The sequence below is a fragment of the Enterobacter sp. BIDMC 26 genome, assembly GCF_000534435.1.
Taxonomy (GTDB): Bacteria; Pseudomonadota; Gammaproteobacteria; order Enterobacterales; family Enterobacteriaceae; genus Enterobacter; species Enterobacter ludwigii.
Genome location: NZ_KI973182.1, coordinates 4,858,383 through 4,883,338 on the forward strand (window position 1 = coordinate 4,858,383; position 24,956 = coordinate 4,883,338).

A 24,956-nucleotide genomic window follows, 5' to 3' on the forward strand; every position below is an offset into this window, starting at 1 on the left:
GCCTTAACGCTAGTGTGCATATTCGGTTTTTTTCTTACAAATATTCATAACGTTAATTTTGCCTCGCCAGTTGTGCAGTTATTAACCAGGACTGTTTATCTCTGTAAATAGAGGCCTTTCGGGCCTGTATAGGGAGAGTCCTGGCTTGACAAGCTTTTCCCTCGCTCCGTAAACTCCTTTAGGTGGGAATTTGTGGGTTAAAGTGGTGAGGAGGGGTGAGACTGGCATGTTCCGTGGAGCTACGTTAGTCAATCTCGACAGCAAAGGGCGTTTATCGGTACCAACCCGATACCGCGACCAGCTGATTGAGAATGCTACGGGTCAAATGGTTTGCACCATTGACATCAACTCCCCCTGCCTGCTGCTTTACCCCTTACCTGAATGGGAAATTATTGAGCAAAAGCTGTCGCGACTGTCGAGCATGAACCCGCAGGAACGCCGCGTGCAGCGGTTGTTATTGGGACATGCCAGTGAATGTCAGATGGATAGCGCAGGCCGGTTACTGATTGCCCCTGTGTTACGGCAACATGCCGGTCTGACCAAAGAAGTGATGCTGGTCGGGCAGTTCAACAAGTTTGAACTGTGGGATGAAACGACCTGGTATCAACAGGTCAAGGAAGATATCGACGCTGAGCAGTCTGATTCCGCGACATTATCGGAACGGCTGCAGGACTTGTCTCTATAAATATGATGGAAAATTACAAACATAAAACGGTGCTGCTGGATGAGGCCGTTAACGGCCTGAATATTCGTCCGGACGGCATCTACATTGATGGCACTTTTGGTCGCGGTGGCCACTCGCGCTTAATCCTCTCCCAGCTTGGAGCGGAAGGGCGTCTGCTGGCAATCGATCGCGATCCGCAGGCGATTGCCGTTGCGCAAACCATCGATGACCCACGCTTTTCCATCGTGCATGGACCTTTCTCTGCGCTCGCTGATTATGTTGCCGAGCGTGGCCTGACGGGCAAGATCGACGGAATCCTTCTCGATCTTGGCGTCTCTTCACCCCAGCTTGATGATGCTGAACGGGGCTTCTCCTTTATGCGCGATGGTCCACTGGACATGCGCATGGATCCTACTCGCGGTCAGTCTGCCGCCGAGTGGTTACAGACCGCGGACGAAGCGGATATTGCTTGGGTGATCAAAACCTTCGGCGAGGAGCGTTTTGGCAAGCGTATCGCGCGCGCCATCGTTGAGCGTAACCGCATCGAGCCGATGACCCGCACGAAAGAGCTGGCCGAGGTGATCGCGGCGGCGACGCCGGTGAAGGATAAGCACAAACATCCCGCGACCCGTACCTTCCAGGCGGTTCGTATCTGGGTAAACAGTGAACTGGAGGAAATAGAGCTGGCGCTAAAAAGCTCGCTCGACGTGCTGGCCCCGGGTGGGCGGTTATCCATCATCAGCTTCCATTCGCTGGAAGACCGCATTGTGAAGCGCTTTATGCGTGAACAAAGCCGCGGTCCACAGGTTCCAGCGGGGCTGCCGATGACGGAAGAACAACTCAGGAAGCTGGGTGGCCGTCAGTTGCGAGCATTAGGCAAGTTGATGCCGGGCGAAGAAGAAGTGGCACAGAATCCACGCGCCCGTAGTTCAGTGCTGCGTGTTGCAGAGAGGACGAACGCATGATCGGCAGAGTGACAGAGACCCTAAGCAAAGTTAAGGATTCGTTAGGAAGCAACGAGCGCCATGCCTTGCCTGGCGTGATCGGCGACGATCTTTTGCGGTTTGGGAAACTGCCACTCTGTCTGTTCATTTGCATCATTGTCACGGCCGTCACGGTGGTCACGACTGCCCACCACACACGCTTATTAACTGCGCAACGCGAGCAGATGGTACTGGAACGCGATGCGCTGGATATTGAATGGCGAAACCTGATCCTTGAAGAAAACGCGCTCGGCGATCACAGCCGGGTTGAACGGATCGCAACGGAAAAGCTGCAATTGCAGCATGTTGATCCTTCTCAGGAAAATATTGTAGTACAAAAATAAGGGAAAACGCGACGCATGAGAGCAGCGGCAAAAACGCTTAAACCAAAACGTCAGGAAGAACAGGCCAACTTTATCAGTTGGCGTTTTGCGTTGCTTTGCGGCTGCATTTTACTGGCGCTGGGTTTCCTGCTGGGACGCGTGGCATGGTTGCAAATCATCGCCCCTGACATGCTGGTTCGACAGGGCGACATGCGTTCCCTTCGCGTTCAGGAAGTGTCGACGTCCCGCGGGATGATCACCGACCGCTCAGGCCGTCCACTGGCCGTGAGCGTACCGGTTAAAGCCATCTGGGCCGATCCGAAAGAGCTGCACGATGCGGGTGGTATTACGCTTGATAACCGCTGGAAGGCGCTCTCGGATGCCCTGAAAATGCCGCTGGATCAGCTCGCTTCCCGCGTCAACGCCAATCCAAAAGGGCGTTTTATCTATCTGGCGCGTCAGGTCAACCCTGACATGGCGGACTACATTCGTAAGCTGAAGCTGCCGGGTATTCACCTTCGTGAAGAATCCCGCCGCTACTATCCTTCCGGCGAAGTAACCGCTCACCTCATTGGCTTTACCAACGTTGATAGCCAGGGGATTGAGGGCGTTGAAAAAAGCTTCGATAAATGGCTCACCGGCCAGCCTGGCGAGCGAATTGTTCGTAAAGACCGCTACGGCCGCGTTATCGAAGATATCTCTTCCACGGACAGTCAGGCGGCACACAACCTGGCGCTGAGTATTGATGAGCGTCTGCAGGCATTGGTCTACCGCGAGCTGAACAACGCCGTCGCCTTCAACAAGGCGGAATCCGGCAGCGCCGTGCTGGTGGACGTCAGTACGGGCGAAGTGCTTGCGATGGCCAACAGCCCGTCCTATAACCCGAACAACTTTACCGGCACCGCAAAAGATGCGATGCGTAACCGGGCGATTACCGACGTGTTCGAACCGGGCTCCACGGTGAAACCGATGGTGGTCATGACGGCGCTTCAGCGTGGCATCGTCAATGAAAACACGGTTCTGAACACGATCCCTTACCGTATTAACGGCCACGAGATTAAAGACGTGGCGCGCTACAGCGAATTGACCCTGACCGGGGTTTTACAGAAGTCGAGTAACGTTGGCGTTTCAAAGCTGGCGTTAGCGATGCCGTCCTCAGCGTTAGTAGAGACTTACTCACGTTTTGGGCTTGGAAAGGCGACCAATTTGGGGTTGGTCGGAGAACGCAGTGGCTTATATCCTCAAAAACAACGGTGGTCTGACATAGAGAGGGCCACCTTCTCTTTCGGCTACGGGCTAATGGTAACGCCGTTACAGTTAGCGCGAGTCTACGCAACGATTGGCAGCTATGGCGTCTATCGTCCGCTGTCCATTACCAAAGTTGATCCACCGGTTCCAGGTGAGCGTATCTTCCCGGAATCCATCGTTCGTACCGTCGTTCATATGATGGAAAGCGTGGCGCTGCCTGGCGGCGGCGGCGTGAAGGCGGCGATCAAAGGCTATCGCATCGCCATCAAAACCGGTACCGCGAAAAAAGTGGGGCCAGACGGCCGTTACATCAACAAATACATTGCCTATACCGCAGGCGTTGCGCCTGCCAGTAATCCGCGTTTTGCGCTGGTGGTCGTCATTAACGATCCACAGGCGGGTAAATACTACGGCGGCGCCGTTTCCGCGCCTGTGTTCGGGGCCATCATGGGCGGCGTGTTGCGCACCATGAACATCGAACCGGATGCGCTGGCAACGGGCGAGAAAAGTGAATTTGTAATTAATCAAGGCGAGGGTACAGGTGGCAGATCGTAATTTGCGCGACCTTCTCGCTCCGTGGGTGCCTAATGCACCGGAGCGAGCACTGCGAGAGATGGTACTGGACAGCCGTGCGGCTGCTTCTGGCGATCTTTTTGTGGCGGTGGTCGGTCATCAGGCGGACGGGCGTCGTTATATCCCGCAGGCGATTGCGCAAGGTGTTGCTGCCATTATTGCTGAGGCTAAAGATGAGGCAACTGACGGTGAAATCCGTGAAATGCACGGGGTGCCGGTCATCTATCTCAGCCAGTTAAACGAGCGTCTTTCTGCGCTGGCCGGACGTTTCTATCACGAACCGTCCGATCGGCTGCGTCTGGTGGGCGTGACAGGTACAAACGGCAAAACCACGACCACGCAGCTCATGGCGCAGTGGGCGCAGCTGCTGGGTGAAACCGGTGCGGTCATGGGAACTGTCGGTAACGGTCTGTTGGGCAAAGTGAGCCCGACCGAAAACACCACCGGCTCCGCAGTTGACGTACAGCACGTGCTGGCCGGCCTGGCAGGGCAGGGGGCAACCTTTGCCGCGATGGAAGTCTCTTCCCACGGTCTGGTGCAGCACCGCGTGGCGGCGCTGAAGTTTGCCGCCTCAGTATTCACTAACCTGAGCCGTGATCACCTTGATTATCATGGTGATATGGAGCATTACGAAGCGGCGAAATGGCTGCTCTACTCCACCCACCATAGCGGACAGGCCATCATCAACGCTGACGACGAAGTCGGTCGCCGCTGGCTGGCGAAGCTGCCGGATGCGGTTGCGGTGTCGATGGAAGACCATATCAACCCGAACTGCCACGGCCGCTGGCTGAAGGCGGTTGCGGTGGATTATCACGACAGTGGCGCCACCATTCGTTTTACCTCCTCATGGGGTGACGGTGAAATTGAAAGCCGCCTGATGGGCGCGTTTAACGTCAGCAACCTGCTGCTGGCGCTGGCGACGCTGCTGGCGCTGGGTTATCCGATGAACGCGCTGCTGGAAACGGCTGAGCGTCTGCAGCCGGTATGTGGCCGTATGGAAGTGTTCAGCGCGCCGGGCAAACCGACCGTGGTGGTCGATTATGCCCACACGCCGGACGCACTGGAAAAAGCACTGGAAGCGGCGCGTCTGCACTGCACCGGTAAGCTCTGGTGTGTGTTTGGCTGCGGTGGCGACCGTGATAAGGGCAAACGTCCACTGATGGGTGCCATTGCTGAACAGTTCGCGGATATTCCGGTTGTGACCGATGACAACCCGCGTACTGAAGAGCCGCGCGCCATTATTAACGACATTCTGTCGGGCATGCTGGACGCAGGCCGCGCCCGCGTGGTGGAAGGCCGTGCGGAAGCCGTGACCAACGCCATCATGCAGGCTCAGGAAAACGACGTTGTGCTGCTGGCCGGGAAAGGCCATGAGGATTATCAGATTGTTGGCAACCGTCGTCTCGATTATTCGGACCGCGTCACGGCCGCGCGTCTGCTGGGAGTCGTGGCATGATTAGCATCACCTTAAGTCAGGCCGCTGCGGTACTGCAGGGCGAGCTGCTGGGTCACGATCTGACCATCGAGGCCGTGACGACCGATACCCGCAAAGTGACCCCGGGTTGTCTGTTTGTGGCGCTGAAGGGCGAACGTTTTGACGCGCATGATTTTGCACAACAGGCCAGGGAGAATGGTGCAGGGGCGCTGCTGGTCAGCCGTAAACTCGCTGTCGATCTGCCGCAGATCGTGGTGAAAGATACCCGTCTGGCATTCGGCGAGCTGGCGGCCTGGGTTCGTCAGCAGGTACCGACGCGCGTCGTCGCGCTGACCGGTTCATCAGGCAAAACCTCTGTGAAAGAGATGACTGCGGCCATCCTGAGCCAGTGCGGAAATACGCTTTATACGGCAGGCAACCTTAACAATGATATCGGCGTGCCGATGACATTACTTCGCCTGACCAAAGAGCATGAATTTGCCGTGATCGAGTTAGGGGCAAACCACCAGGGCGAAATCGCCTGGACCGTGAGCCTGACGCGCCCGGAAGCAGCGCTGGTGAATAACCTGGCCGCTGCACATCTGGAAGGTTTTGGTTCGCTGGAAGGCGTGGCGAAAGCTAAAGGCGAGATCTATACCGGCCTGCCGGAAGACGGTATCGCCATTATGAATGCCGACAACAATGACTGGCTGAACTGGCAACAGATCATTGGTTCCCGCAAGACCTGGCGCTTCTCGCCGAACGCGGCCAACAGTGATTTTACCGCGACCAATATTCATGTGACTTCACATGGCACGAAATTCACCCTTAATACCCCAACCGGGGGCATTGAGGTGCTTCTGCCATTGCCGGGTCGTCATAATATCGCCAATGCGCTCGCGGCAGCGGCGCTGTCGATGGCGGTTGGTGCGTCGCATCAGGCGATTAAAACCGGTCTGGCAAATTTAAAAGCCGTGCCGGGGCGTCTGTTCCCGATCCAGCTTGCGGAAAACAAACTGCTTCTGGATGACTCCTATAACGCGAACGTCGGCTCAATGACCGCGGCGGTGCAGGTGTTGTCTGAGATGCCAGGTTATCGCGTGCTGGTGGTGGGCGATATGGCTGAGCTGGGTGATGAAAGCGAAGCGTGTCATGTCCAGGTGGGGGACGCGGCGAAAGCGGCAGGTATTGATTGCGTGCTGAGCGCTGGAAAACTGAGCCAGGCGATTAGCCATGCCAGCGGTGTTGGCGAGCACTTTGCCGATAAAGCCGCGCTGATTGAACGCCTTAAGGCATTGATGACAGAAAAACAAATTGTGACTGTGTTAGTGAAAGGTTCACGTAGTGCCGCCATGGAAGAGGTTGTGCACGCATTACAGGAGAACGGGACATGTTAGTTTGGCTGGCCGAACATTTGGTCAAATATTATTCAGGCTTTAACGTCTTTTCCTATCTGACGTTTCGCGCCATTGTCAGCCTGCTGACTGCGCTGTTCATCTCTTTGTGGATGGGCCCGCGCATGATTGCCCGTCTGCAAAAACTCTCCTTCGGTCAGGTTGTGCGTAACGACGGTCCGGAGTCGCACTTCAGCAAGCGAGGTACGCCGACCATGGGCGGGATCATGATCCTGACCGCGATCGTTGTTTCCGTACTGCTGTGGGCTTATCCCTCTAACCCGTACGTCTGGTGCGTACTTACCGTGCTGGTGGGCTACGGCATCATTGGGTTTGTTGATGATTACCGCAAGGTCGTGCGTAAAGACACCAAGGGCCTGATCGCCCGCTGGAAATACTTCTGGATGTCGGTGATTGCGCTGGGCGTGGCCTTCGCGCTGTATCTGGCAGGAAAAGACACCCCCGCCACCGAGCTGGTGGTGCCGTTCTTTAAAGATGTGATGCCGCAACTGGGGCTGTTCTACATTCTGCTGGCCTACTTCGTCATCGTGGGCACCGGTAACGCCGTAAACCTGACCGACGGTCTGGATGGCCTGGCGATTATGCCAACCGTCTTCGTCGCCGCCGGTTTTGCGCTGGTGGCGTGGGCCACCGGTAATATGAACTTTGCTAACTATCTGCACATTCCATACCTGCGACACGCAGGCGAACTGGTTATCGTCTGTACGGCGATTGTCGGGGCGGGACTGGGCTTCCTGTGGTTCAACACCTACCCGGCGCAGGTCTTTATGGGTGACGTCGGTTCACTGGCTCTGGGCGGCGCGCTGGGCATTATTGCCGTACTGCTGCGCCAGGAGTTCCTGTTGGTGATTATGGGTGGGGTATTTGTGGTTGAAACCCTTTCAGTGATTTTGCAGGTCGGGTCCTTCAAGCTGCGCGGTCAGCGCATCTTCCGTATGGCACCGATTCACCATCACTATGAACTGAAAGGCTGGCCGGAACCGCGCGTGATTGTGCGCTTCTGGATTATTTCGCTGATGCTGGTGCTGATTGGCCTGGCAACGCTGAAGGTACGTTAATCATGGCAGATTACCAGGGCAAAAAAGTCGTTATCATCGGGTTGGGGCTGACAGGCCTCTCCTGCGTGGACTTTTTCCTCGCGCGCGGCGTGACGCCTCGCGTAATGGATACGCGTGTTTCTCCGCCGGGTCTGGATAAACTGCCGGAACAGGTTGAACGCCACCTTGGTGGTCTGAATGATGACTGGCTGCTGGCAGCCGATCTGATTGTCGCCAGCCCCGGTATGGCGCTGGCACATCCTTCACTCAGCGCCGCGGCCGATGCGGGCGTTGAGATTGTCGGTGATATTGAGTTGTTCTGCCGTGAAGCGCAGGCACCCGTTATCGCGATTACCGGCTCTAACGGTAAAAGCACCGTCACCACCCTTGTGGGTGAGATGGCGAAAGCGGCGGGCATGAACGTGGGCGTGGGAGGCAATATTGGCCTGCCAGCGCTAATGCTGCTGGATAAAGGCTGTGAATTGTACGTCCTCGAGCTTTCCAGCTTCCAGCTGGAAACGACCTCCAGCCTTCGTGCGGCCGCGGCGACTATCCTTAACGTTACTGAAGATCATATGGATCGCTATCCGTTTGGTCTACAGCAGTACCGCGCCGCCAAACTGCGCATTTATGAAAATGCGAAGGTCTGCGTCGTCAACGCGGATGACGCCCTGACCATGCCGGTGCGCGGGGCGGACGATCGCTGTATTAGCTTTGGCATTACCATGGGTGACTATCATCTTAACCGTCAACTGGGCGAAACCTGGCTGCGCGTGAAGGGTGAGAAAGTGCTGAACGTGAAAGAGATGAAGCTTACCGGCCAGCATAACTACACCAATGCTCTGGCGGCGCTGGCGCTGGCGGATGCCGTAGGGCTGCCGCGTTCGTCCAGCCTGCAAGCATTGACCACCTTTAACGGCCTGGCGCACCGTTTCCAACTGGCGCTGGAGCACAACGGTGTGCGCTGGATTAATGACTCAAAAGCCACCAACGTCGGCAGTACCGAGGCCGCCCTGAACGGCCTGCACGTTGAAGGGACCCTGCATTTACTGCTGGGCGGCGACGGTAAATCGGCGGATTTCTCCACGCTGAAACCGTATCTCGCCGGGAATAATATCCGCTTGTACTGCTTTGGTCGCGACGGCAGTGAGCTGGCTGAGCTGCGTCCTGACATTGCCGAGCAAACCGAGACCATGGAGCAGGCGATGCGGCTGATTGCCCCTCGCGTGAAGCCGGGTGATATGGTGCTGCTCTCTCCGGCCTGCGCCAGCCTCGATCAATTCAAGAATTTCGAACAGCGTGGCGATCTCTTTACCCGTCTGGCGAAGGAGTTAGGCTGATGCGTTTATCTCTCCCTCGCCTGAAAATGCCGCGCCTGCCAGGATTTGGCGTTCTGGCGTGGGTGTTTGCGGCACTCAAAGGCTGGGTGATGGGCTCTCGTCAAAAAGATAACGACAGCCTGGTCATGTACGACCGTACGCTCTTCTGGCTCACGCTGGGGCTGGCGGCGGTTGGTTTTATCATGGTGACCTCGGCGTCAATGCCTGTCGGGCAGCGACTGGCGAACGATCCGTTCCTGTTTGCGAAACGTGATGGCCTGTACATCATCCTGGCGTTCTGTCTGGCGCTGGTGACATTACGTCTGCCGATGGAGTTCTGGCAGCGGCACAGTACCGCGATGCTGATCGCCTCCATCATTATGCTGCTGATCGTGCTGGTGGTGGGGAGCTCCGTAAACGGGGCATCGCGCTGGATTGCCTTTGGCCCACTGCGTATTCAGCCCGCGGAATTTACCAAACTCTCCCTGTTCTGCTACCTGGCTAACTACCTGGTACGTAAAGTGGATGAAGTGCGTAATAACCTGCGCGGCTTCTTAAAACCCATGGGCGTTATTCTGGTGCTGGCGGTCTTACTGCTGGCGCAGCCTGACCTTGGTACCGTGGTCGTGCTGTTTGTCACCACGCTGGCAATGCTGTTCCTGGCCGGGGCGAAGCTGTGGCAGTTCATCGCCATCATCGGAATGGGTATCTCAGCGGTTGTGCTGCTGATCCTCGCCGAGCCTTACCGTATCCGCCGTGTGACCTCATTCTGGAACCCGTGGGAAGACCCGTTTGGCAGCGGTTATCAGCTGACGCAGTCGCTGATGGCTTTTGGTCGCGGTGAAGTCTGGGGTCAGGGCCTGGGCAACTCGGTACAAAAACTGGAGTATTTACCCGAAGCGCACACTGACTTCATCTTCTCCATTATTGGGGAAGAACTGGGTTATATCGGTGTGGTATTAGCGCTATTAATGGTATTCTTCGTCGCTTTCCGCGCCATGTCGATTGGGCGGAAAGCGCTGGAGATCGATCACCGCTTTTCAGGTTTCTTAGCCTGCTCAATAGGTATCTGGTTTAGTTTCCAGGCATTGGTTAACGTCGGGGCCGCAGCGGGTATGCTGCCGACCAAAGGCCTGACGTTGCCGTTGATCAGTTATGGTGGTTCCAGTCTGCTGATTATGTCGACGGCCATCATGATGTTGTTACGCATAGATTATGAAACGCGTCTGGAAAAAGCCCAGGCGTTTACACGAGGTTCACGATGAATCAACCGAAGCGGTTAATGGTGATGGCAGGCGGTACCGGTGGACATGTGTTCCCGGGGCTCGCAGTTGCGCACCATTTAATGGATCAGGGCTGGCAGGTACGCTGGCTGGGAACCGCGGACCGCATGGAAGCCGACCTAGTACCGAAGCACGGTATCGAGATCGACTTTATTCGCATTTCCGGCTTACGCGGAAAAGGCATTAAGGCCCAGCTTCTGGCACCGGTGCGTATTTTCAACGCCTGGCGTCAGGCGCGCGCCATCATGAAGCGTTTTAAGCCTGATGTGGTGCTGGGGATGGGCGGCTATGTTTCTGGCCCGGGTGGGCTGGCGGCCTGGTCATTGGGCATCCCCGTGGTGCTGCATGAGCAGAACGGCATTGCCGGTCTGACCAATAAATGGCTGGCGAAAATTGCCACCAAAGTGATGCAGGCTTTCCCGGGAGCCTTCCCGAAGGCGGACGTGGTGGGTAACCCGGTGCGCGTAGACGTGCTGGCGCTGCCATTACCGGATGCGCGCCTGCCTGGTCGTGAAGGGCCGGTCCGTGTGCTGGTCGTTGGCGGTTCTCAGGGCGCACGCATTTTAAACCAGACGATGCCGCAGGTTGCAGCAAAGCTGGGGGATGCGGTGACAATCTGGCACCAAAGCGGAAAAGGTGCTCAGCAGATGGTTGAGCAGGCTTACGCCGATGAAGGCCAGCCGCAGCATAAAGTGACGGAATTTATCGACGACATGGCCGCAGCGTATGCCTGGGCCGATGTCGTGGTCTGCCGCTCTGGCGCATTGACGGTGAGCGAAATTGCCGCCGCCGGGTTGCCGGCTCTGTTTGTGCCGTTCCAGCACAAAGACAGACAGCAGTACTGGAATGCGTTGCCGCTTGAGAAAGCCGGCGCCGCGAAAATATTTGAACAGCCACAATTTACCGCCGATGCGGTCGCCACCACCCTGGCGGGCTGGAACAGAGAGGCATTACTGGAGATGGCGCAACGCGCACGCGCGACCGCTATTCCTGATGCAACGGAACGGGTGGCAAAAGAAGTGAGCCTGGCAGCCCAGGCTTAACCCTCGCAGCGCGTGTTGCGCTGCACGAATTTTTTAAGTAGTCGATGGCGTTTAGAGAATGAATACACAACAACTGGCAAAACTGCGTTCTATCGTGCCCGAGATGCGTCGCGTCCGGCACATTCACTTTGTTGGCATCGGTGGTGCTGGCATGGGCGGTATTGCCGAAGTGTTAGCTAACGAAGGCTATCAGATCAGCGGGTCTGACCTGGCGCCAAACCCTGTTACGCAGCAGCTGGCGTCGCTTGGGGCGACTATCTATTTCAATCATCGCCCGGAAAACGTGCGCGATGCGAGTGTGGTGGTCGTGTCGAGCGCCATCTCCTCTGATAACCCGGAAATCGTGGCCGCGCACGAAGCGCGTATCCCGGTGATCCGCCGTGCGGAAATGCTGGCGGAGTTGATGCGTTTTCGTCATGGCATTGCGATTGCCGGAACCCACGGCAAAACCACCACCACGGCGATGGTCTCCAGCATTTATGCGGAAGCGGGCCTCGACCCGACGTTCGTCAATGGTGGTCTGGTAAAAGCGGCAGGCGTGCATGCGCGTCTCGGACACAGCCGTTATTTAATTGCCGAAGCGGATGAGAGCGATGCGTCGTTCCTGCATCTGCAGCCGATGGTCGCCATCGTCACCAATATCGAAGCCGACCATATGGATACTTACCAGGGCGACTTCGAGAACTTAAAGCAGACCTTTATTAATTTCCTGCACAACCTGCCGTTCTATGGACGCGCGGTAATGTGTGTAGACGATCCGGTGATTCGCGAGCTGTTGCCGCGCGTCGGACGTCAAATCACGACTTATGGCTTCAGCGAAGACGCTGATGTCCGCGTGGAAGATTACAAACAGCTGGGTGCGCAGGGGCATTTCACCCTGGCGCGTCAGGACAAAGAACTGCTGCATGTCACCCTGAATGCACCAGGGCGTCACAACGCCCTGAATGCCGCAGCGGCAGTGGCCGTGGCGACAGAAGAAGGCATTGATGACGAAGCCATTCTTCGTGCACTGGAAAGCTTCCAGGGAACCGGGCGTCGCTTCGACTTCCTCGGTGAATACCCGCTGGAGGCGGTGAACGGTAAACCCGGTACTGCCATGCTGGTTGATGACTACGGTCACCACCCGACGGAAGTGGACGCGACGATCAAAGCCGCGCGTGCAGGCTGGCCAGAAAAAAATCTGGTCATGATCTTCCAGCCGCACCGTTTCACGCGCACCCGTGACCTGTATGACGATTTCGCCAGCGTCCTGTCACAGGTGGATACGCTCCTGATGCTGGATGTTTATGCAGCGGGCGAAACTCCTATTCCTGGTGCAGACAGCCGTTCTTTATGTCGTACCATCCGCGGACGCGGTAAAGTAGACCCTATTTTGGTTTCCGATCCTGCCCAGGTGGCTGAAATTCTGGCCCCGGTGCTGACCGGCAACGATTTAATTCTGATTCAGGGCGCGGGAAATATCGGCAAAATCGCCCGTACCTTAGCTGAAATCAAACTGAAGCCGCAAACTCAGGAGGATGAGCATCATGGCTGATAAGATTGCTGTCCTGTCTGGCGGCACATCCGCCGAGCGCGAGGTTTCCCTGAATTCAGGTGCCGCTGTACTGGCGGGCCTGCGTGAAGGGGGTGTGGATGCGCACCTGGTCGATCCGAAAGAGACTAACGTAACCCAGTTAAAGGCGATGGGCTTCGATAAAGTCTTTATCGCGTTACATGGCCGTGGTGGCGAAGACGGCACCCTTCAGGGGCTGCTGGAACTCACCGGCATGCCGTACACCGGCAGCGGTGTGATGGCCTCCGCCATTTCTATGGATAAACTGCGCAGCAAACTGCTGTGGCAGGGCGCGGGTTTACCCGTTGCCCCCTGGGTTGCCCTGACGCGTCGCGAATTTGAAATGGGCCTCTCCGATAGCGTTAATGCACGCATTGCTGAGCTGGGCTTACCGGTTATTGTAAAGCCCAGCCGCGAAGGGTCGAGCGTTGGCATGTCCAAAGTTGAGAAAGCTGAGGATTTATCTTCCGCTTTAGCCCTGGCATTTCAACATGATGAAGAAGTTCTGATTGAAAAATGGCTCAGCGGGCCGGAATTTACCGTCGCGATGCTTGGCGAAGAAATTTTACCGTCAATTCGTATCCAACCGGCCGGAACCTTCTATGATTATGAGGCGAAGTATCTCTCTGATGAGACGCAATATTTCTGCCCAAGTGGTCTTGAAGCTGAGCGTGAAACCGATTTACAGTCCCTGGTGGTTAAAGCCTGGCATGTTCTGGGTTGCCGTGGATGGGGCCGCATCGACGTGATGCTCGACAGTGATGGACAATTTTATCTGCTGGAAGCAAATACTTCTCCGGGAATGACCAGCCACAGCCTTGTGCCGATGGCAGCGCGTCAGGCGGGGATGAGCTTCTCGCAATTAGTCGTACGTATTCTGGACCAGGCGGGCTGATATGTCTCAGGCTGCATTGAACACGCGCAACCGCGATGACGAAGAAGAATACTCTTCTTCACGCCGGAGTAATGGAACGCGTCTTGCAGGTATTATTTTCCTGCTCGGGGTGCTGTGCACCGTGTTTATCAGCGGCTGGATGGTTCTGGGCTGGATGGAAGATGCGCAACGGTTGCCGCTTTCGAAGCTGGTGGTCACCGGTGAGCGTCATTACACCCGTAACGATGACATTCGCCAGACAATTCTGGCGCTGGGATCGCCTGGCACCTTTATGACGCAGGACGTCAATATTATCCAGAGTCAGATTGAACGTCTGCCATGGATAAAACAGGCGAGTGTCAGAAAGCAATGGCCTGATGAATTGAAGATTCATCTGGTTGAATATGTGCCCATTGCGCGTTGGAATGATCAGCACATGGTTGACGTAGACGGAAATTCCTTCAGCGTCCCGGCCGATCGTGTCAACAAGCAAAATTTACCGATGTTGTATGGCCCGGAAGGTAGCGAAAATGAAGTGTTACAAGGTTTTCGTGAAATGGGGCAGGTGCTGGCGAAGGACAGGTTTACGCTAAAAGATGCTGCAATGACGGCGCGCCGCTCCTGGCAACTGACGTTAACGAATGGCATTAAGCTCAACCTGGGTCGCGGGGACACAATGAAACGTCTGGCGCGATTTGTAGAACTTTACCCGGTTTTACAGCAGCAGGCACAGACTGACGGCAAACGGATAAGCTACGTTGATTTGCGCTATGACTCAGGCGCAGCAGTCGGTTGGGAACCGGCTCCGGTCGAGGAACCTAATCAGCAACAGAATCAGGCACAGGTACAGGCAGAACAACAATGATCAAGGCGACGGACAGAAAACTGGTAGTTGGACTGGAGATTGGCACCGCGAAGGTTGCCGCTTTAGTAGGGGAAGTTCTGCCCGACGGTATGGTCAATATCATTGGCGTGGGCAGTTGCCCGTCCCGTGGTATGGATAAAGGTGGGGTTAACGATCTTGAGTCGGTGGTGAAGTGCGTACAGCGCGCCATCGATCAGGCTGAATTGATGGCAGATTGCCAGATTTCCTCTGTTTATCTGGCGCTTTCGGGTAAGCACATTAGCTGCCAGAACGAAATCGGCATGGTGCCGATTTCCGAAGAAGAAGTGACGCAGGAAGACGTTGAAAACGTTGTGCATACGGCGAAATCCGTGCGCGTTCGCGATGAGCATCGCGTGCTGCACGTGATCCCGCAGGAGTATGCGATTGACTACCAGGAAGGGATCAAAAACCCGGTCGGTCTTTCCGGCGTACGTATGCAGGCAAAAGTGCACTTGATCACATGTCACAACGATATGGCGAAGAACATTGTAAAAGCCGTTGAACGTTGTGGCCTGAAAGTTGACCAACTCATTTTCGCCGGTCTTGCAGCGAGCTATTCCGTGCTGACCGAAGATGAACGTGAACTGGGTGTCTGTGTGGTCGATATTGGTGGTGGTACAATGGACATGGCCGTGTATACCGGCGGTGCGCTGCGCCACACCAAAGTGATCCCGTATGCCGGGAACGTTGTGACCAGCGATATTGCTTACGCTTTTGGTACGCCACCGAGTGATGCAGAAGCGATTAAAGTACGCCACGGCTGTGCGCTGGGGTCTATCGTTGGCAAAGATGAGAGCGTTGAAGTGCCGAGTGTGGGCGGACGTCCACCGCGCAGCCTGCAGCGCCAGACGTTGGCAGAGGTCATTGAGCCGCGTTATACCGAGCTGCTTAACCTGGTCAACGAAGAGATTTTGCAGTTACAGGAACAGCTTCGCCAGCAGGGCGTGAAACATCATCTTGCAGCGGGGATTGTATTAACCGGCGGGGCAGCGCAAATTGAAGGTCTTGCGGCCTGCGCTCAGCGCGTGTTCCATACGCAAGTGCGTATCGGTGCTCCGCTGAATATCACCGGTTTAACGGATTATGCTCAGGAGCCGTACTATTCAACGGCCGTGGGCCTGCTCCACTACGGGAAAGAATCTCATCTCAGTGGTGAAGCAGAAGTGGAAAAACGCGTCTCAGTTGGGTCGTGGGTCAAACGACTGAACAACTGGTTGCGAAAAGAGTTTTAATTTTTTTAAGAGACCGGAGAGAATTAGCGGTCTCGGGCGACAGGCACAACGGAGAGAGAAATTATGTTTGAACCTATGGAACTGACCAACGACGCGGTGATTAAAGTCATCGGCGTCGGTGGCGGCGGCGGTAACGCCGTAGAGCATATGGTGCGTGAACGCATTGAAGGTGTTGAGTTCTTTGCAGTTAACACCGATGCACAGGCACTGCGTAAGACGGCTGTAGGCCAGACTATCCAGATCGGCGGTGGCATCACCAAAGGGCTGGGCGCTGGGGCTAACCCGGAAGTCGGTCGTAATGCGGCTGAAGAAGATCGTGAGGCCCTGCGCGCTGCACTGGAAGGTGCGGACATGGTCTTTATCGCAGCGGGTATGGGTGGCGGTACGGGTACCGGCGCAGCACCTGTTGTGGCTGAAGTAGCGAAAGATTTAGGTATCCTGACCGTTGCTGTCGTGACCAAGCCTTTCAACTTTGAAGGCAAGAAGCGTATGGCTTTCGCGGAGCAGGGTATCACTGAACTGTCCAAGCACGTGGACTCGTTGATTACCATCCCGAACGACAAACTGTTGAAAGTTCTGGGTCGCGGTATCTCTCTGCTGGACGCTTTTGGCGCAGCCAACGACGTGCTGAAAGGCGCGGTGCAGGGTATCGCTGAACTGATTACTCGTCCTGGTCTGATGAACGTTGACTTTGCAGACGTTCGTACCGTGATGTCCGAAATGGGCTACGCGATGATGGGCTCTGGCGTGGCAAGCGGTGAAGACCGTGCAGAAGAAGCGGCTGAAATGGCTATCTCTTCTCCACTGCTGGAAGATATCGACCTGTCTGGTGCGCGCGGCGTGCTGGTCAACATTACCGCTGGCTTCGACCTGCGTCTGGATGAGTTTGAAACCGTGGGTAACACTATCCGTGCGTTCGCCTCTGACAACGCTACCGTGGTAATCGGTACTTCCCTTGACCCGGAAATGAACGACGAGCTGCGTGTTACTGTTGTTGCTACCGGTATCGGTATGGACAAGCGTCCTGAGATCACCCTGGTGACCAACAAACAGACTCAGCAGCCGGTTATGGATCGTTACCAGCAGCACGGTATGTCTCCTCTGACTCAGGAGCAGAAACCGGCCGCGAAAGTGGTTAACGACCCCACTCCGCAAACGGCGAAAGAGCCAGATTATCTGGATATCCCGGCGTTCCTGCGCAAGCAAGCTGACTAAGAATTGGCTGGAATTTGGGGATTTTCGCTCTTTGTGCTAAACTGGCCCACCGTCAGTGATATACACTTTCGGTTGGATAGTTAATTTGGCGAGATTATACGATGATCAAACAAAGGACACTTAAACGTATCGTTCAGGCGACTGGTGTCGGTTTACATACCGGCAAGAAAGTCACACTGACGTTACGCCCTGCGCCGGCCAATACCGGGGTCATCTATCGTCGCACCGACTTGAATCCACCGGTAGACTTTCCGGCCGATGCCAAATCTGTGCGTGATACTATGCTCTGTACTTGTCTGGTGAACGAGCATGACGTGCGGATTTCTACCGTAGAGCACCTGAACGCCGCCCTGGCGGGTCTGGGTATCGACAACATTATGGTTGAAGTCGATGCGCCAGAAATCCCGATCATGGATGGTAGTGCTGCTCCGTTCGTCTATCTGTTGCTGGATGCCGGCATCGAAGAACTGAACTGCGCGAAAAAATTTGTTCGTATCAAAGAGACCGTTCGCGTCGAAGATGGCGACAAATGGGCTGAATTCAAACCGTACAATGGTTTCTCGTTGGACTTTACCATCGATTTTAACCATCCGGCGATTGATGCCAGCACCCAACGCTATGCGATGAACTTCTCTGCTGATGCGTTTATGCGCCAGATCAGCCGTGCCCGTACGTTTGGCTTCATGCGTGATATCGAATATCTGCAGTCCCGCGGCCTGTGCCTGGGCGGCAGCTTCGATTGTGCCATCGTTGTTGACGATTATCGCGTACTGAACGAAGACGGTCTGCGTTTTGAAGATGAATTCGTTCGTCACAAAATGCTGGATGCTATCGGCGACCTGTTTATGTGTGGTCACAACATCATTGGTGCATTTACCGCGTTTAAATCCGGTCATGCACTGAACAACAAACTGTTGCAGGCAGTCCTGGCAAAACAGGAAGCTTGGGAATATGTGACCTTTGAAGACGAAGCTGAGCTGCCGCTGGCCTTCAAAGCACCAAACACGGTACTGGCGTAACGGTTAAAGCCGTTTCGTAAAAAATCGACTGGTTAACCTGGTACTCTCTCCGACCAGGGAGACCAGTCGTTTTTATTTTTACCCCTCTTCATTTATTTGCCCCAGCGTCACTTCTCGTTTGCCCGGTGCAGAAAATCTGTGCGTTAGCTGCATTCTTGACCGTTTTTCCCCGCAGCAATACGTCATTCCTGCTGCTGTGTATTGGCTTTAGTGGTAATATCTGGGCGCTTAAAAGAATAATTGAATTCAGCCTGTTGAAGGCTGGCTTAATGTGGTGGAGCAATTGAGCGGAATACTGACGCGCTGGCGACAATTTGGCAGACGTTACTTCTGGCCGCATCTCTTATTAGGGATGGTCGCGGCGAGTTTCGGCTTGCCTGCGCTCAGCAACAGTGCGGAAGCGGCGACGCCGACGAAGACCTCCACAACCAAACACGATCTCAACACGCGGGTTAATTTTACTAACCTGGCGTGGCTTGAAGCCAATCGCCGCCCGAATTTCTCGGTGGATTACTGGCACCAGCATGCGATCCGTACCGTTATTCGCCATCTGTCATTTGCGATGGCTCCGCAGGCACTGCCTGTTGCTGAAGAGACGCTGCCGGTACAGGCGCAGCATCTTGCTCTGCTGGACACGCTTAACGCGCTGCTTACGCAGGACAGTCAGCCACCCGTCATGGTGCGTCAGACCACACAAATCGCGCACGTTCCTCCTGCGACCTTCTCCGTTTCGACATGGATTAGCCAGGTTCACGGCATCCGCGCCGGGCCTCAACGCCTCAGCTAAATTAACCTTTTTTCAATACCTTAATTTATCTGCCCAACCTGGGGCGTTTGAGAATTTATTATGCTAATCAAATTGTTAACAAAAGTTTTTGGTAGTCGTAACGATCGTACCCTGCGCCGTATGCGCAAAGCTGTTACCGTCATCAATGGCATGGAGCCGGCGATGGAGAAGCTCTCTGATGACGAGCTGAAAGCGAAAACCGTAGAATTCCGCGCGCGTCTTGAAAAAGGCGAAACGCTGGAAAGCCTGATCCCGGAAGCCTTCGCCGTTGTGCGTGAGGCCAGTAAACGTGTGTTTGGCATGCGTCACTTCGACGTTCAGCTGCTGGGTGGTATGGTGCTTAACGAGCGCTGCATCGCGGAAATGCGTACCGGTGAAGGTAAAACCCTGACCGCAACGTTGCCCGCCTACCTGAACGCACTGACCGGTAAAGGCGTTCACGTCGTTACCGTCAACGACTATCTGGCACAGCGTGATGCCGAAAACAACCGTCCCCTGTTTGAATTCCTGGGCATGACCGTTGGCATCAACATGTCCGGTCTGCCGGCACCCGCCAAACGTGAAGCCTATAACGCGGATATCACCTACGGTACCAACAACGAATACGGCTTCGACTACCTGCGTGACAACATGGCGTTTAGCCCTGAAGAGCGCGTGCAGCGTAAATTGCACTATGCGCTGGTGGATGAGGTGGACTCCATCCTGATCGATGAAGCGCGTACCCCGCTGATCATCTCCGGCCCGGCCGAAGACAGCTCCGAGATGTACCGTAAAGTCGATAAAATCATTCCGCACCTGCTGCGTCAGGAGAAAGAAGATTCCGACACCTTCCAGGGTGAAGGTCACTTCTCTGTCGATGAAAAAGCGCGGCAGGTGAACCTGACCGAACGCGGTCTGGTGAAAATTGAAGAGCTGCTGGTGGCTGAAGGCATCATGGAAGAGGGCGAGTCTCTGTACTCTCCGACGAACATTATGCTGATGCACCACGTCACTGCCGCGTTGCGTGCCCACGCGCTGTTCACCCGCGATGTCGACTACATCGTGAAAGACGGTGAAGTTATCATCGTTGATGAGCACACCGGCCGTACCATGCAGGGTCGTCGCTGGTCTGACGGTCTGCACCAGGCCGTTGAGGCCAAAGAAGGCGTTGATATTCAAAATGAAAACCAGACGCTGGCCTCTATTACCTTCCAGAACTACTTCCGTTTGTACGAGAAGCTGGCGGGGATGACCGGTACTGCAGATACCGAAGCATTTGAATTCAGCTCCATCTACAAACTGGATACCGTGGTCGTTCCAACCAACCGTCCAATGATCCGTAAGGATATGCCGGACCTGGTGTACATGACCGAAGCGGAAAAAATTCAGGCGATCATTGAAGATATTCGCGATCGTACCGCTAATGGCCAGCCGGTGCTGGTGGGGACAATCTCCATCGAGAAATCCGAAGTGGTTTCCAATGAGCTGACCAAAGCGGGCATCAAACACAACGTACTGAACGCCAAATTCCACGCCAAAGAGGCGGATATCGTTGCGCAGGCGGGTTACCCGGCAGCGGTAACAATCGCCACCAACATGGCGGGTCGTGGTACCGACATTATGCTGGGTGGTAGCTGGCAGGCAGAGATTGCCGAGCTGGAAAACCCAACGCCGGAGCAGATTGCTCAGATTAAAGCGGACTGGCAGGTACGCCATGACGCGGTGCTGGCATCCGGTGGTTTGCATATCATTGGTACCGAACGTCATGAATCTCGTCGTATCGATAACCAGCTGCGCGGCCGTGCGGGTCGTCAGGGCGATGCCGGTTCTTCCCGCTTCTACCTGTCTATGGAAGATGCGCTGATGCGTATTTTCGCCTCTGACCGTGTTTCCGGCATGATGCGTAAACTGGGTATGAAACCTGGCGAAGCCATTGAACACCCGTGGGTCACTAAAGCGATTGCTAACGCCCAGCGTAAAGTAGAAAGCCGCAACTTCGATATTCGTAAGCAGCTGCTGGAATATGATGATGTGGCCAACGACCAGCGTCGTGCCATCTATACCCAGCGTAACGAGCTGCTGGACGTGTCCGACGTGAGCGACACCATCAACAGCATTCGCGAAGACGTATTCAAAGCGACTATCGACGCGCATATTCCACCGCAGTCTCTGGAAGAAATGTGGGATATCGAAGGTCTGCAGGAACGCCTGAAAAACGACTTCGACCTCGAACTGCCAATCAAAGAGTGGCTGGACAAAGAGCCTGAGCTGCACGAAGAGACCCTGCGTGAACGTATTTTCGAAACCGCGCTGGACGTATACAAGCGTAAGGAAGAAGTCGTTGGCGCTGAGATGATGCGTCACTTCGAAAAAGGCGTGATGCTGCAAACGCTGGACTCCCTGTGGAAAGAGCACCTGGCGGCGATGGACTACCTGCGTCAGGGTATTCACCTGCGTGGTTACGCGCAGAAAGATCCGAAGCAGGAGTACAAGCGTGAATCCTTCGCCATGTTTGCGTCCATGCTGGAGTCACTGAAGTATGAAGTGATCAGCACCCTGAGCAAAGTTCAGGTACGCATGCCGGAAGAAGTGGAAGCAATGGAGCAACAGCGCCGTGAAGAAGCTGAGCGTCTGGCACAGATGCAGCAGCTGAGCCACCAGACTGACGAGAGCGAAGCTGCGGCAGCGATCGCGGCCCAGACCGGCGATCGTAAAGTTGGCCGCAACGATCCGTGCCCGTGTGGTTCCGGTAAAAAATACAAGGCGTGCCACGGTCGTCTGAGCTAAATTCATAACAAAACAAAAAGGCGCAGAAATCTGCGCCTTTTTTATGGAAGTGACAATATGAAAATACTGCAAATTGCCGTCGGGATTATTCGCAACCCGCAAAACCAGTTCTTTATCACCCAGCGCGCCGCCGACGCCCATATGGCGAACAAATGGGAGTTTCCGGGCGGGAAAATCGAGTCAGGCGAAACGCCGGAACAGGCGCTGATCCGTGAGCTTCAGGAAGAAGTGGGGATCACCCCGCTTGGCGCAACGCTGTTTGACAAGCTCGAATACCAGTTTCCCGATCGTCACATTACGCTTTGGTTCTGGCTGGTGGAAAACTGGGAGGGGGATCCTTGGGGCAAAGAGGGGCAACCGGGTAACTGGGTTGAACTGCAGGCAAGCGATGCCGACAAATTCCCGCCGGCAAATGAGCCTGTGATTACCCGGTTAGTGCAGGGCGTTTAATTTACTGCTGTTCTTCACTCCAGTCATCGCTGTCCGAAAGAGTGCCTTCACTCGGAATGCGTTTCTCTTCCGCCGCCCATTCGCCCAGGTCAATTAACTGACAGCGTTTACAGCAGAATGGGCGGTATGGGCTCACTTCGCCCCAGACAACACTTTTGCCACAGGTTGGGCAGTTTACGATGGTTACGTCAGACATTGGCACTCCTTAACAACAGGCCAGTTCAAAATCGAGGCGTTCCGGCACGGTGCCATTTTCACTGTCCAGCGGCATAAAGCGAATCGCAAAACGGCTCTTATGCCCGGAAATTTGCGGGTAAAGCTGCACGTCGAGCGAAAGGTTCAGTCGCAGCAGATCGGCATCGTCCCCGTTATCCTGGTAAAAACCGTTCAGGCTGGTCTGCTTGCGGAACGGCGCAGAGTTACGGATAAGATCGAGGATCAGCGATAACGTCCGGTGCATCGGCTCCAGGCTTTCCAGCCAGATATTCACCTGCGCATCACGCTGCGTTTGCGGCATGTGCAGCCACATATGAAGCGTCGGCAGGTCAAAGCTGCAGCATCCACCGGGAATACTCAGACGCTGGCGTACCAGGGCAATCAAGCGATCTTCACGCAAAAACTGGCCAACGCGAGGGGCAGCCATTAACGTGCTGCTACTGCTTTTTAACTGCTGACGCAGGGAATCGATACGGCTTTGATCAACACCCGGGACTTCCGCCCATGCCTGCAGTTTACGCTGCTGACGCTCAAGTTCTTTCAGTAATTCGGTGCGAACATCTCCACGCTCAATCACATCCAGCAGGTCGCCCACATTGCGGAAGAAGTGCAACGCAGTGGCGTGATCGTTGACAGGCAGGTGTTGCGAGAGTTGTTGAATAAGAAATTCGATACGCAGCCAGGTACGCATTTTTTCGTTAAGTGGATGCTCAAAAAGGATGTGAGTCGACATTATGGTTTTTCCTGTGCAACGGCCTGCGCGGCGAAGGTCAAATACTGCGCGTGCAGACGGGCAACATCCGATGCAATGGCATCTGGTGCGCCGTTATTATCAATAACATCATCCGCAACGGCCAGGCGCTGATCGCGCGTGGCCTGAGCGGCAAGAATTTGTTCGGCATGTTCGCGCGAGACGCGATCGCGCGTCATGGTTCGCTGGATTTGCGTTTCGGGAAGGACATCAATGACCAGAACCCGATCGGCTTTCTTCTGCAGCTGATTTTCTACCAGCAACGGAACTACCCACAGCACATACGGTGAGCGGGCGGCGGCAATCTGACGCTGAGTTTCCTGGTGGATAATGGGGTGGAGCAGGGCATTAAGCCAGACCTTTTCCGCAGAATCGGAAAAAATGCATTCGCGAAGCTGCCGGCGATTTAGCGTGCCGTCTGCATTGATGATGGCCGGACCAAAATGTTCTTCAATGGCCTTTAACGCGGGTGTATTCGGTTCTACCACCTGACGGGCAATGATATCGGCATCGATAATCGCGATACCCAGGCGAGCGAAAGCGTCCGCAACGGTACTTTTGCCACTACCGATGCCGCCGGTTAATGCGACGGTATACCCCATTAAATCAAATCCTGGGAATTATTCATTATTAAAATCAGTTGGTTGAAATTCAAACGTATGCCAGCCAATGTTTAGCTCTCTTTACCGGCTTTTTACCAGGTAAATTTATAGGATTGTAGCGTAAAAAAAGAGAATTTCGCAGTCTTGCGGAGCAGGTATTAGTGCGTATGATAACGTCACTGGAGTTGTGCTTTTAACATATTTGCCTCTAACCCCAGGAATCCGCACATGCGTATCGAAGAAGATCTGAAGTTAGGTTTCAAAGACGTTCTTATCCGCCCTAAACGCTCTACACTGAAAAGTCGCTCAGACGTTGAACTCGAACGTCAATTCACCTTTAAACATTCCGGTCAGACCTGGTCTGGCGTGCCGATCATCGCTGCCAATATGGATACCGTAGGAACCTTCGAGATGGCAACCGCGCTGGCACAGTTCGACATCCTCACGGCAGTTCACAAACACTACAGCCCTGAAGAGTGGAACGCCTTTGTGGCATCCGCTTCTGCTGAGGTCGTGAAGCATGTGATGGTCTCTACCGGAACCTCAGATACCGATTTCGAAAAGACCAAACAAATCCTCAAGAGTAACCCCGCGCTGAACTTCGTCTGTATTGATGTAGCGAATGGTTATTCCGAACACTTCGTGCAGTTCGTGAGCAAGGCGCGTGAAGCCTGGCCGAACAAAACCATCATTGCGGGTAACGTAGTGACCGGCGAGATGTGTGAGGAGCTGATCCTCTCTGGCGCAGATATCGTCAAAGTGGGCATTGGCCCGGGTTCCGTGTGCACCACGCGTGTGAAAACCGGTGTCGGTTATCCGCAGCTTTCTGCGGTTATTGAATGTGCCGATGCCGCGCACGGCCTGGGCGGCCAGATCATCAGTGACGGCGGTTGTACTACCCCGGGTGATGTCGCGAAAGCTTTCGGCGGCGGCGCAGACTTCGTGATGCTTGGCGGTATGCTGGCAGGTCACGAAGAGAGTGGCGGTACCGTGGTGGAAGAGAACGGTGAGAAATTTATGCTGTTCTACGGTATGAGCTCTGAATCGGCGATGACCCGTCACGTGGGTGGCGTTGCAAAATACCGTGCGGCAGAAGGCAAAACCGTGAAGCTGCCGCTGCGCGGCCCGGTTGAGAATACCGCACGTGACATTCTTGGTGGCCTGCGTTCGGCCTGCACCTATGTGGGGGCATCCCGCCTGAAAGAGTTGACGAAACGCACGACCTTTATCCGCGTTCAGGAACAGGAAAACCGCGTTTTCAACAGCCTGTAATCGCGTAAGCTGGCGCACATCCGTGTGCCAGC

At 55.1% G+C, this 24,956-nt stretch carries 23 protein-coding genes; 20 read left to right on the plus strand and 3 right to left on the minus strand.

Features of this window, described 5'->3' with window-relative positions:
• Nucleotides 1-226: 226 nt before the first annotated feature.
• From mraZ to mutT, 19 genes are all read left to right on the plus strand, one after another.
• Nucleotides 227-685, plus strand: a complete 459-nt coding sequence (gene mraZ / locus L462_RS00845) for a division/cell wall cluster transcriptional repressor MraZ (protein WP_025205427.1) — start codon at nt 227-229, stop codon at nt 683-685.
• Between the two features lie 2 nt (nt 686-687).
• Nucleotides 688-1,629, plus strand: coding sequence for a 16S rRNA (cytosine(1402)-N(4))-methyltransferase RsmH (gene rsmH / locus L462_RS00840; protein ID WP_014168623.1), 942 nt, complete (start codon nt 688-690; stop codon nt 1,627-1,629).
• Nucleotides 1,626-1,991 (plus strand): cell division protein FtsL, encoded by a 366-nt coding sequence (ftsL, locus tag L462_RS00835; RefSeq protein WP_008501989.1) that lies wholly within the window; start codon nt 1,626-1,628, stop codon nt 1,989-1,991. The genes rsmH and ftsL overlap by 4 nt, the downstream gene beginning before the upstream one ends.
• Nucleotides 1,992-2,006: 15 nt before the next feature.
• Nucleotides 2,007-3,773 (plus strand): peptidoglycan glycosyltransferase FtsI, encoded by a 1,767-nt coding sequence (locus tag L462_RS00830; RefSeq protein WP_014168624.1) that lies wholly within the window; start codon nt 2,007-2,009, stop codon nt 3,771-3,773.
• Complete coding sequence (gene murE / locus L462_RS00825; RefSeq protein WP_032679622.1) at nt 3,760-5,247, plus strand: UDP-N-acetylmuramoyl-L-alanyl-D-glutamate--2,6-diaminopimelate ligase; 1,488 nt, start codon at nt 3,760-3,762, stop codon at nt 5,245-5,247. Before L462_RS00830 ends, murE begins: the two co-directional genes overlap by 14 nt.
• The gene (murF, locus tag L462_RS00820; protein WP_032679623.1) at nt 5,244-6,602 is read left to right on the plus strand and encodes a UDP-N-acetylmuramoyl-tripeptide--D-alanyl-D-alanine ligase; all 1,359 of its coding nucleotides are present in this window, start codon (nt 5,244-5,246) and stop codon (nt 6,600-6,602) included. Before murE ends, murF begins: the two co-directional genes overlap by 4 nt.
• Complete coding sequence (gene mraY, locus L462_RS00815) at nt 6,596-7,678, plus strand: phospho-N-acetylmuramoyl-pentapeptide-transferase (RefSeq protein ID WP_008501985.1); 1,083 nt, start codon at nt 6,596-6,598, stop codon at nt 7,676-7,678. The genes murF and mraY overlap by 7 nt, the downstream gene beginning before the upstream one ends.
• Nucleotides 7,679-7,680: 2 nt before the next feature.
• Nucleotides 7,681-8,997 carry a UDP-N-acetylmuramoyl-L-alanine--D-glutamate ligase gene (gene murD, locus L462_RS00810; RefSeq protein WP_020882576.1) on the plus strand — a complete coding sequence of 439 codons (1,317 nt, stop codon included), beginning with the start codon at nt 7,681-7,683 and terminating at the stop codon, nt 8,995-8,997.
• Entirely contained in the window at nt 8,997-10,241 is a 1,245-nt protein-coding gene (ftsW, locus tag L462_RS00805) for a cell division protein FtsW (protein ID WP_014168628.1), read from the plus strand. The genes murD and ftsW overlap by 1 nt, the downstream gene beginning before the upstream one ends.
• Nucleotides 10,238-11,302, plus strand: a complete 1,065-nt coding sequence (murG, locus tag L462_RS00800; RefSeq protein WP_020882577.1) for an undecaprenyldiphospho-muramoylpentapeptide beta-N-acetylglucosaminyltransferase — start codon at nt 10,238-10,240, stop codon at nt 11,300-11,302. Before ftsW ends, murG begins: the two co-directional genes overlap by 4 nt.
• A 58-nt stretch (nt 11,303-11,360) precedes the next feature.
• On the plus strand, nt 11,361-12,836 hold the full coding sequence (murC, locus tag L462_RS00795) for a UDP-N-acetylmuramate--L-alanine ligase (protein WP_014168630.1): 1,476 nt from the start codon (nt 11,361-11,363) through the stop codon (nt 12,834-12,836).
• Entirely contained in the window at nt 12,829-13,749 is a 921-nt protein-coding gene (locus L462_RS00790; RefSeq protein WP_032679624.1) for a D-alanine--D-alanine ligase, read from the plus strand. The genes murC and L462_RS00790 overlap by 8 nt, the downstream gene beginning before the upstream one ends.
• Nucleotide 13,750: 1 nt before the next feature.
• Entirely contained in the window at nt 13,751-14,593 is an 843-nt protein-coding gene (gene ftsQ, locus L462_RS00785; RefSeq protein WP_014168632.1) for a cell division protein FtsQ, read from the plus strand.
• Complete coding sequence (gene ftsA, locus L462_RS00780; RefSeq protein WP_006173845.1) at nt 14,590-15,846, plus strand: cell division protein FtsA; 1,257 nt, start codon at nt 14,590-14,592, stop codon at nt 15,844-15,846. The genes ftsQ and ftsA overlap by 4 nt, the downstream gene beginning before the upstream one ends.
• 63 nt (nt 15,847-15,909) lie before the next feature.
• A complete protein-coding gene (ftsZ, locus tag L462_RS00775; RefSeq protein WP_008501978.1) occupies nt 15,910-17,061 on the plus strand; it encodes a cell division protein FtsZ in 1,152 nt (383 codons plus the stop codon).
• Nucleotides 17,062-17,162: 101 nt separating this feature from the next.
• On the plus strand, nt 17,163-18,080 hold the full coding sequence (gene lpxC, locus L462_RS00770; protein WP_014168633.1) for a UDP-3-O-acyl-N-acetylglucosamine deacetylase: 918 nt from the start codon (nt 17,163-17,165) through the stop codon (nt 18,078-18,080).
• A gap of 283 nt (nt 18,081-18,363) precedes the next feature.
• Nucleotides 18,364-18,867: a secA translation cis-regulator SecM gene (gene secM, locus L462_RS00765; protein ID WP_072255744.1), complete on the plus strand. Its 504-nt coding sequence runs from the start codon at nt 18,364-18,366 to the stop codon at nt 18,865-18,867.
• Nucleotides 18,868-18,927: 60 nt separating this feature from the next.
• The gene (secA, locus tag L462_RS00760; RefSeq protein ID WP_014168636.1) at nt 18,928-21,633 is read left to right on the plus strand and encodes a preprotein translocase subunit SecA; all 2,706 of its coding nucleotides are present in this window, start codon (nt 18,928-18,930) and stop codon (nt 21,631-21,633) included.
• Nucleotides 21,634-21,690: 57 nt separating this feature from the next.
• Entirely contained in the window at nt 21,691-22,083 is a 393-nt protein-coding gene (gene mutT, locus L462_RS00755; protein ID WP_014168637.1) for an 8-oxo-dGTP diphosphatase MutT, read from the plus strand.
• A 1-nt stretch (nt 22,084) separates the two neighbouring features.
• Here mutT and yacG read toward each other — a convergent pair whose 3' ends face one another.
• The 3 genes from yacG to coaE are packed head-to-tail and all read right to left on the minus strand — an operon-like array spanning nt 22,085 to nt 23,652.
• Nucleotides 22,085-22,279, minus strand: coding sequence for a DNA gyrase inhibitor YacG (yacG, locus tag L462_RS00750; protein WP_020882580.1), 195 nt, complete (start codon nt 22,277-22,279; stop codon nt 22,085-22,087).
• A gap of 9 nt (nt 22,280-22,288) precedes the next feature.
• On the minus strand, nt 22,289-23,032 hold the full coding sequence (gene zapD / locus L462_RS00745; protein WP_014168639.1) for a cell division protein ZapD: 744 nt from the start codon (nt 23,030-23,032) through the stop codon (nt 22,289-22,291).
• The gene (gene coaE, locus L462_RS00740) at nt 23,032-23,652 is read right to left on the minus strand and encodes a dephospho-CoA kinase (protein ID WP_014168640.1); all 621 of its coding nucleotides are present in this window, start codon (nt 23,650-23,652) and stop codon (nt 23,032-23,034) included. The genes zapD and coaE overlap by 1 nt, the downstream gene beginning before the upstream one ends.
• Nucleotides 23,653-23,880: 228 nt before the next feature.
• Between coaE and L462_RS00735 the strand changes: the two genes are divergently transcribed.
• The gene (locus L462_RS00735) at nt 23,881-24,924 is read left to right on the plus strand and encodes a GMP reductase (protein WP_032679625.1); all 1,044 of its coding nucleotides are present in this window, start codon (nt 23,881-23,883) and stop codon (nt 24,922-24,924) included.
• Nucleotides 24,925-24,956 lie beyond the last annotated feature (32 nt).